The sequence below is a fragment of the Streptomyces sp. NPDC002785 genome, assembly GCF_040295565.1.
Classification (GTDB): Bacteria; Actinomycetota; Actinomycetes; order Streptomycetales; family Streptomycetaceae; genus Streptomyces.
The window spans coordinates 1-7,687 of record NZ_JBEOVN010000275.1 but is presented as its reverse complement, the minus strand read 5'-3'; the positions used below and the strand labels follow the sequence as shown (position 1 = coordinate 7,687).

The 7,687-nt window shown below is 70.0% G+C and carries 6 protein-coding genes and 1 pseudogene; 1 reads left to right on the top strand and 6 read right to left on the bottom strand.

The genetic code is table 11. The features are described 5' to 3' along the window. The 4 genes and pseudogenes from ABTZ94_RS34820 to ABTZ94_RS34805 form a co-directional block, all read right to left on the bottom strand. Positions 1–2,164: 3-hydroxyacyl-CoA dehydrogenase NAD-binding domain-containing protein (locus ABTZ94_RS34820; protein WP_351207016.1), on the bottom strand; the 2,164-nt coding region annotated here is incomplete at its 3' end. A 218-nt stretch (positions 2,165–2,382) separates the two neighbouring features. Next, complete coding sequence (locus tag ABTZ94_RS34815) at positions 2,383–3,597, bottom strand: acetyl-CoA C-acetyltransferase (RefSeq protein ID WP_351207014.1); 1,215 nt, start codon at positions 3,595–3,597, stop codon at positions 2,383–2,385. A 45-nt stretch (positions 3,598–3,642) separates the two neighbouring features. Next, positions 3,643–3,906, bottom strand: a pseudogene (locus tag ABTZ94_RS34810) (acyl-CoA dehydrogenase family protein); the annotation flags it as partial. Positions 3,907–3,973: 67 nt separating this feature from the next. Then, a complete protein-coding gene (locus tag ABTZ94_RS34805; RefSeq protein WP_351207012.1) occupies positions 3,974–5,116 on the bottom strand; it encodes a CaiB/BaiF CoA transferase family protein in 1,143 nt (380 codons plus the stop codon). Between the two features lie 210 nt (positions 5,117–5,326). Between ABTZ94_RS34805 and ABTZ94_RS34800 the strand changes: the two genes are divergently transcribed. Further along, positions 5,327–6,517, top strand: a complete 1,191-nt coding sequence (locus ABTZ94_RS34800) for a saccharopine dehydrogenase family protein (protein ID WP_351207010.1) — start codon at positions 5,327–5,329, stop codon at positions 6,515–6,517. A gap of 167 nt (positions 6,518–6,684) precedes the next feature. Here the strand turns inward: ABTZ94_RS34800 and mmpA are convergent, their stop codons facing one another. Continuing rightward, entirely contained in the window at positions 6,685–6,828 is a 144-nt protein-coding gene (gene mmpA, locus ABTZ94_RS34795) for a morphogenic membrane protein MmpA (RefSeq protein ID WP_351207008.1), read from the bottom strand. A 57-nt stretch (positions 6,829–6,885) separates the two neighbouring features. Next, positions 6,886–7,563 (bottom strand): endonuclease V, encoded by a 678-nt coding sequence (locus tag ABTZ94_RS34790; protein WP_351207006.1) that lies wholly within the window; start codon positions 7,561–7,563, stop codon positions 6,886–6,888. Positions 7,564–7,687: the final 124 nt, after the last annotated feature.

The following is a 7,687-nucleotide window of genomic DNA, read 5'->3' as shown; positions in this document are numbered from 1 at the left end:
GGAAGGTCTCGCCCTTCTCCGCCTTCTCCACGAGCAGCGCGGGCGGCAGGAAGCGGTCGCCGTACCGCTCCGCGAGCTCGCGGGCGCGTGCCACGAAGCCGGGCAGGCCGCCCTCGTAACCGTTGATGTACTGAAGTACGCCGCCGGTCCACGGCGGGAAGCCGATGCCCATGATGGAGCCGATGTTGGCATCGGCGACAGAGATGAGGACGTTCTCCTCCAGGCAGCGGACGCTGTCCAGTGCCTCGGAGAACAGCATCCGCTCCTTCATGTCGATGAAGGGGACGTCCGTGACCGGCTTCGTGAAATGCTCCCGCAGTCCGGGCCAGAGACGGGTGCGCTTGCCGGCCTCGTCGTACTCGTAGAAGCCTGCTCCGCCGCTGCGTCCCGGGCGGTCGAACTCGTCGACCATCCGGTCGATGACCGCGTCCGCCGGGTGTCCGGCCCAGGTGCCGCCGGCCTCCTCGACGGCCCGCCTGGTCTCGTTGCGGATCTTGCGGGGCAGGGTGAGGGTCAGCTCGTCCATCAGGGAGAGCACCTTGGCCGGGTAGCCGGACTGTGCCGCGGCCTGCTCGACCGATGCGGGCTCGACGCCCTCTCCGACCATGGCGACGCCCTCGTTGATGAACTGGCCGATGACGCGCGAGGTGAAGAAGCCGCGGGAGTCGTTGACGACGATCGGCGTCTTCTTGATCCGGCGGACCAGGTCGAAGGCGCGGGCCAGGGCCTCGTCGCCGGTCTGCTCGCCCTTGATGATCTCCACCAGCGGCATCTTGTCCACGGGTGAGAAGAAGTGCAGCCCGATGAAGTCGGCGGGGCGCGAGACGCCCTCGGCGAGGACGGTGATGGGCAGGGTCGAGGTGTTGGAGCAGAGCAGGGCGTCCGGCTCGATGATGTCCTGGATCTCCTGGAAGACCTTGTGCTTGAGCGCGGTGTCCTCGAAGACGGCCTCGATGACGGCGTCGCAGCCCGCCAGATCGGCCGGGTCGCCGGTCGGGGTGATGCGGGCCAGCAACTCCTCGCGCTTGGCCTCGGTGGTACGGCCCCGGGAGAGCGCCTTGTCGAGGAGCTTCTCGCTGTACGCCTTGCCCTTGGCGGCGGCCTCCACGGAGACGTCCTTGAGGACGACGTCGATGCCCGCGCGGGCGCAGGAGTACGCGATGCCCGCGCCCATCATCCCGGCGCCGAGGACGGCGACCTTGCGGACCTGGCGCTCCTCGATGCCCTTGGGGCGGCTGGCACCGGAGTTGACGGCCTGGAGGTCGAAGAAGAACGCCTGGATCATGTTCTTCGAGACCTGGCCGGTGACCAGCTCGGTGAAGTAGCGGGCCTCGATGGTCAGCGCGGTCTCGAAGTCGACCTGCGATCCCTCGACGGCGGCGGCCAGGATGTTGCGGGGTGCGGGCATCGGAGCGCCCGCGATCTGCTTCTTCAGGTTGGCCGGGAATGCGGGCAGATTCGCGGCGAACTTCGGGTTGGACGGGGTGCCGCCGGGGATCCTGTAACCCTTGACGTCCCAGGGCTGCTGGGATTCGGGGTGGGCGTCGATGAAGGCGCGGGCCTTGTCGAGCATCTCCTCACGGGTGGCGGCGACCTCGTGGACCAGGCCGTTCTCCAGGGCGCGCTGCGGGGTGTACTGGGTGCCCTGGAGGAGGACCTTCAGCAGCGCGTCGGCAATGCCCATGAGGCGTACGGTGCGGGTGACACCGCCGCCCGCGGGCAGCAGGCCGAGGGTGACCTCGGGCAGGCCGATCCGGGAGCCGGGTGCGTCGAGGGCGATGCGGTGGTGCGAGGCGAGCGCGATCTCGTAACCGCCGCCGAGCGCCGCGCCGTTGATGGCGGCGACGACGGGCTTGCCGAGGGTCTCGATGCGGCGCAGCGAATTCTTGATGGCGGTGCCGGTGTCGAAGGCCTGCTGGGCGTTCTCGGGGCCGGCCTTGATCATGTCCTTGAGGTCGCCGCCCGCGAAGAAGGTCTTCTTGGCAGAGGCGTAGATGATGCCGCGGATGGCGTCCTTCTCGGCCTCGGCGCGGTCGGCGATGGCCGCGATGGAGTCCTTGAAGGCCTGGTTCATCGTGTTGGCGGACTGGTTCGGGTCGTCGAGTACGAGGGTGACGACGCCGGTCTCGTCCTGTTCCCAGCGGATGGTCGTGCTCTCGGTCATAGCTCTTCTTTTCCGTAAGAGAGGGGTCGGCAGTGGGTGGCGTGGGTGAAGGAGCGGGTCGGGGTGCGTGGATCGCAAGGCGGAGGACCGATCCATGGCGAATGGGGCCTCCCCTGCTCGAGCGAAGCCGAGAGCTCGGGGAACATGGTGAGGGACGACAACACCGCGAGGCGCGTGCCCCGACCCCGCGACCGACCCCTCACGGTGGCCGGGGACGGTCAGAGACGCTCGATGACGGTGGCGATGCCCATGCCGCCGCCGACGCAGAGGGTGGCGAGGCCGTACCGCTGGTCGCGCCGTTCCAGTTCGTCGATGAGGGTGCCGAGGATCATCGCGCCGGTTGCGCCGAGCGGGTGGCCGAGCGCGATCGCGCCGCCGTTGACGTTGATCTTGTCGAGGGAGAGCCCCATGTCCCTGGCGAAGCGCAGCACGACGCCGGCGAACGCCTCGTTGATCTCGACGAGGTCGATGTCGTCGATGGTCAGCCCGGCCTTGGCGAGGGCCTTGCGGGTGGCGGGCGCGGGGCCGGTCAGCATGATGGTGGGCTCGGAGCCGGAGACGGCGGCGGAGACGATCCGGGCGCGCGGCGTGAGTCCGTACCGCTCTCCGATCTCCTTGTTGCCGATGGCGACGAGCGCGGCGCCGTCGACGATGCCGGAGGAGTTGCCCGCGTGGTGCACGTGGTCGATCTTCTCGACCCAGTGGTACTTCTGCAGCGCGACCGCGTCGAAGCCGCCCATCTCACCGATCGCCGCGAACGACGGTTTGAGCGCGGCGAGCGAGTCGGCGGTGGTGCCGGGCCGCATGTGCTCGTCGTGGTCGAGGACGACGAGGCCGTTGCGGTCCTTGACGGGGACGACGGAGCGCGCGAAGCGGCCGTCCTTCCACGCTTCGGCGGCGCGCTCCTGGGAGAGCGCGGCGAACTCGTCGACGTCACGGCGGGAGAAGCCCTCGATGGTGGCGATGAGGTCGGCGCCGACGCCCTGCGGGGCGAAACCGGTGTCGAAGTTGGTCATCGGGTCCATCGCCCAGGCGCCGCCGTCGGAGCCCATCGGAACGCGGGACATCGACTCGACGCCACCCGCGAGGATCAGATCCTCCCAGCCCGAACGGACCTTGGCCGCGGCCAGGTTGACGGCCTCCAGGCCCGAGGCGCAGAAGCGGTTCTCCTGGACGCCCGCGACGGAGTCCGGGAGGCCGGCCGCGATGGCGGCGATCCGGGCGATGTCGGATCCCTGGTCGCCGAGCGGGCTGACCACACCGAGAACGATGTCGTCGATGGCCGCCGGGTCCAGGCCGGGGAAGCGGCTGCGGATTTCATGGATGAGGCCGACGACGAGGTCGATCGGCTTGGTGCCGTGCAGGGCGCCATTGGCCTTGCCGCGCCCGCGAGGGGTGCGGATCGCATCGTAGACAAACGCTTCGGTACTCAAGACAGCAGCCTTTCGAGGGTGGTTGTGCGTCAAGGGTCAGGCGAGCAGTGCGAGTCCGGGGGCACCGGCCCGGGTGAACTCCTCGGCCAGGACGGCGCTGTAGCGGTAGTCGGTGTTGCCGCCGCCTCCGTACTCCTCGGGTACGGCGAGGCCGAGCAGTCCCTGCCGGCCGGCCGCGAGCCAGGCCTCGCGCGAGACGATGCCGTCCTTCTCCCACTGTTCGTAGTGCGGGAGGACCTCCTTGGTGAGGAAGGTGCGGACGGTCTCGCGGAACGCGTCGTGCTCTTCGGTGAAGATCTGCCGCTGCACTGCGAGCCTCCTGGAGCCAGTTCTTTACGGTGGAGATCAGCCGGCCCGGTTCGGGGCCGACGGCGGTTCAGCCGGTGCCGTCCTTCCGGGTCCTCGTGATGCTGGGTACGTCCCAGTCGGCGGCGACGGCCTCGGTGTCGGTGCCGGGCCGCGCGGGCCCGCTGCGTACGGATGCGGGGGTGGCGGAGAAGCGGGGTGCCGGGGCGGGCTGGGTGAGTCCGCCGTGCTCGACGAAGGTGGAGCGGGCGGCGATGTGCGGATGGCGGGGCGCCTCACGGAGCGAGAGGACGGGGGCGACGCAGGCGTCCGTGCCCTCGAACACCTCGGTCCACTCCGCTCGCGTACGGGTCCTGAACCGGTCGGCGACGACCGTGCGCAGCTCCTCCCAGCGGGCGATGTCCCCCCGGTCCGGGGCCTCGTCCTCAATGCCGAGGAGCTTGCTGAACTCGTCGTAGAACCGCTGCTCCAGCGGGCCGACCGCCATGTACTGGCCGTCGGAGGTCTCGTACGAACCGTAGAACGGGCAGCCGCCGTCCAGGAGGTTGGAGCCGCGCCGGTCCTGCCAGCCGCCGGCCGCCAGCATGCCGTGGATCATCGTGGCGAGATGGGCGGCGCCGTCGACGATCGCCGCGTCCACGACCTGGCCACGGCCGCCGGGGGTGCGGGCGTGCTGAAGGGCGGCAAGGACGCCGACTACGAGATAGAGCGAGCCGCCCGCGTAGTCGCCGACCAGATTGGCCGGGACGGTGGGCGGCTCACCGGGCTTACCGATCACAGAGAGGGTGCCGGTGAGGGCGATGTAGGCGATGTCGTGCCCGGCTCGTTCGGCGAGCGGCCCGTCCTGGCCCCAGCCGGTCATCCGTCCGTAGACGAGCTGCGGATTGCGGGCCAGCGCGACGGCCGGCCCGACGCCGAGCCGTTCGGCGACGCCCGGCCGGTATCCCTCGATCAGGATGTCTGCGCGCTCGACCAGATCGAGCACCTTGGCGGGCCCGTCCTGCGCCTTGAGGTCGACGAGCACCGAGCGTTTGTTGCGGTTGGTGAGGTCGTACGCGGAATCGATGCCGAGCCCCGCGCCGCCGGGCCGGTCGACCCTGACGACGTCGGCGCCGAGGTCGGCCAGCAGCATCGCGGCGAACGGGCCGGGTCCGATGCCCGCCAGCTCGACGACGCGCACGCCTGTCAGCGGGCCGTGCTCTGTCACTGCCATCGAACCCCCAGCGGTGTGTGACACAACTGATGTAACAGCGATGATGCTAAGAATGCTCCGCGCTCCGCACAACCCTTTTGGCCGAGCAAGCGCTTAGACCACTCTTTCTCCTGGATCCTCCCCCACGAGCGCCGCCCACCCGCACACCGCCACGAACCCCTCCGCTAACCTCTGCCTGCCACATCGGCTCCGGCCCCTGCGGAGGCACTCGTGAACAGGCAGAACGGGGCACAACGCCCCTATGACGTAGCCCTCTTCGGCGCCACCGGCTTCGTGGGTGCCCTCACCGCCGAATATCTCGCCGCCCACGCGCCCGCCGGCTGCCGCTGGGCCGTGGCCGGACGCAATCGGGCCAGACTGGAGCAGCTGCGCGAACGCCTCACCGCGACCGATCCGCGCTGCGCGGATCTTCCTCTGCTGTACGCCGACGCCGACGACGAGCATTCGCTGCGCGAACTCGCCGAATCCGCCCACGTGGTGGCCACAACGGTGGGCCCCTACGCCTGGTACGGCGAGCAGCTGGTCGCGGCCTGCGCCGAGGCCGGGACGGACTGTGCGGACCTCACCGGCGAGGCGGAGTTCGTGGACCGGATGTATCTGGAGCACGACGCGCGGGCCCGCGAGACGGGGGCGCGGCTCGTGCACGCCTGCGGTTTCGACTCCGTGCCGCACGACCTCGGCGTGTACTTCACCGTCCAGCAGCTGCCGCAGGACGTACCGCTGACAATCGACGGGTTCGTCCGCAGTAACGCCGTCTTCTCCGGCGGTACGTTCGCCTCCGCACTCACCACGATGAGCCGCGGCCCTCAGATGCTGCGCGCCGCACAGGAACGCCGGCTCCATGAACCCCGTCCGGTGGCCCGCCGCGCCCGCGCGCGGCTCGGCGCCCCGCACTTCAGTACGGAAACCGGTACCTGGGCGCTGCCGCTGCCGACACTGGACCCGCAGGTCATCGAGCGTTCGGCGCGGGCCCTCCCCCGGTACGGCCCCGACTTCCGCTACCGCCACTTCGCCTCGGTGAGGCATCTGCCCGTGGCACTGGGCGGCGCGGTCGCGATCGGCGCGCTCCTGGGTGCCGCGCAGGTACCGGCGGCGCGGTCCTGGCTGATGGACCGGTACGAGCCGGGCGAGGGCCCGGACGCGGAGCGCCGGCGGCGCAGCTGGTTCACCGTGCGCTTCGTCGGCGAAGGCGGCGGGCACCGGGTCTTCACCGAGGTGTCGGGCGGCGACCCCGGCTACGGCGAAACGGCGAAGATGCTCGCCCATTCCGCGCTCTGTCTGGCTCTGGACGAGCTTCCGTCGACATCGGGGCAGGTCACCACAGCCGTCGCAATGGGTGACGTACTGCTGGAGCGGCTGCGTGCGGCCGGGCTGCGTTTCCGGGTCGCGGCGGCTCGCTGAGCGGACCGGCGCCCGGCCGCCCGGGGCGGCTGAAGGAGTTCCAGGCATCCCGGATTCTGCCCGTGACGGGTATCGGGGACGAGAACACCTGGCGCGCGCTGCTCAACACCCAGGGCCCGGACCAGCACAAGTAGCCGGGACGGCGGGGCGGCGCACTCTCTCTCGGGTCAGAACGCCCAGGCCACCAGCGTGCAGATCATCGAGACGGCCCAGACCGCTCCCGCGAGAATACCGAGAGTCATCCCCACCGCGACCCGGCGCTGGGCGAGATAGACAGTTCCTGGTCGTGTGGACGTTCGATGTTCAGTCATGCGTACCAGTCTGCCCGTCATGATCGGCCGGTGTTATCCGTATACATACTCAGATAATCAGATGATCGCTTCCCGTAGGGCCTGACGGCAGAGCGCGTCGGCCCTGCGGGTGGTCTCCGGCTGACGGAAGTCGCGGGCCAGCAGCAGGGTGTGGGCGCAGGCGTTGTCCAGGCCGGTCCGGTGTCCGACGGAGACGAAGACCGGCTTGACACCGTCCTGGGTGCGCAGCGCCCGGCCCACCTCCTCATCGCCGTCGAGCAGCGGCGACCAGTCGCCACGGCGGGGGCCCGGTTGCTCGTACGAGAAGGTGAACGGGTTCTTGGCGACGCCGATCATCGGGAGTCCGGTGAGTACGCCGAGGTGACTGGCGAGTCCGAAGCGGCGCGGGTGTGCCAAGCCGTATCCGTCACAGATCACGAGTCCGGGGTCGGTCGGCAGGGATTCCAGCGCGGCCAGCACGGTCGGGATCTCCCGGAAGGCGAGGAGTCCGGGGATGTACGGGAAGGTGACCCGGCCGACGGCGGTGGCCTCGGCGACCACGTCGAGCGTCGCCTCGTCGAGCACGACCGCTGCCGCCACCACGACATCGCGCTCGTCGTCGTAGGCGACGTCGACCCCCGTGACCCGGCCGGTGCCGGGCGGCGGGCCGGGTTCGTCGAGCACCACCCGGGAGCGCAGGGCGTCCTGAACGGCTCGGGCTTCGGCCTCGTCGGCGGGCATCGGGAGCGTTGTCATAGTGCCGTCGAGTTTAGGCCGGTCGGCAAATGGGGGGTGGGAGAAGGAGCGGGGCTGGGTGCGTGCAGCTGCAAGGCGGAGGATTGAGGCAACGCGGAGCGTTGGTGATTGACGACAACGCGGC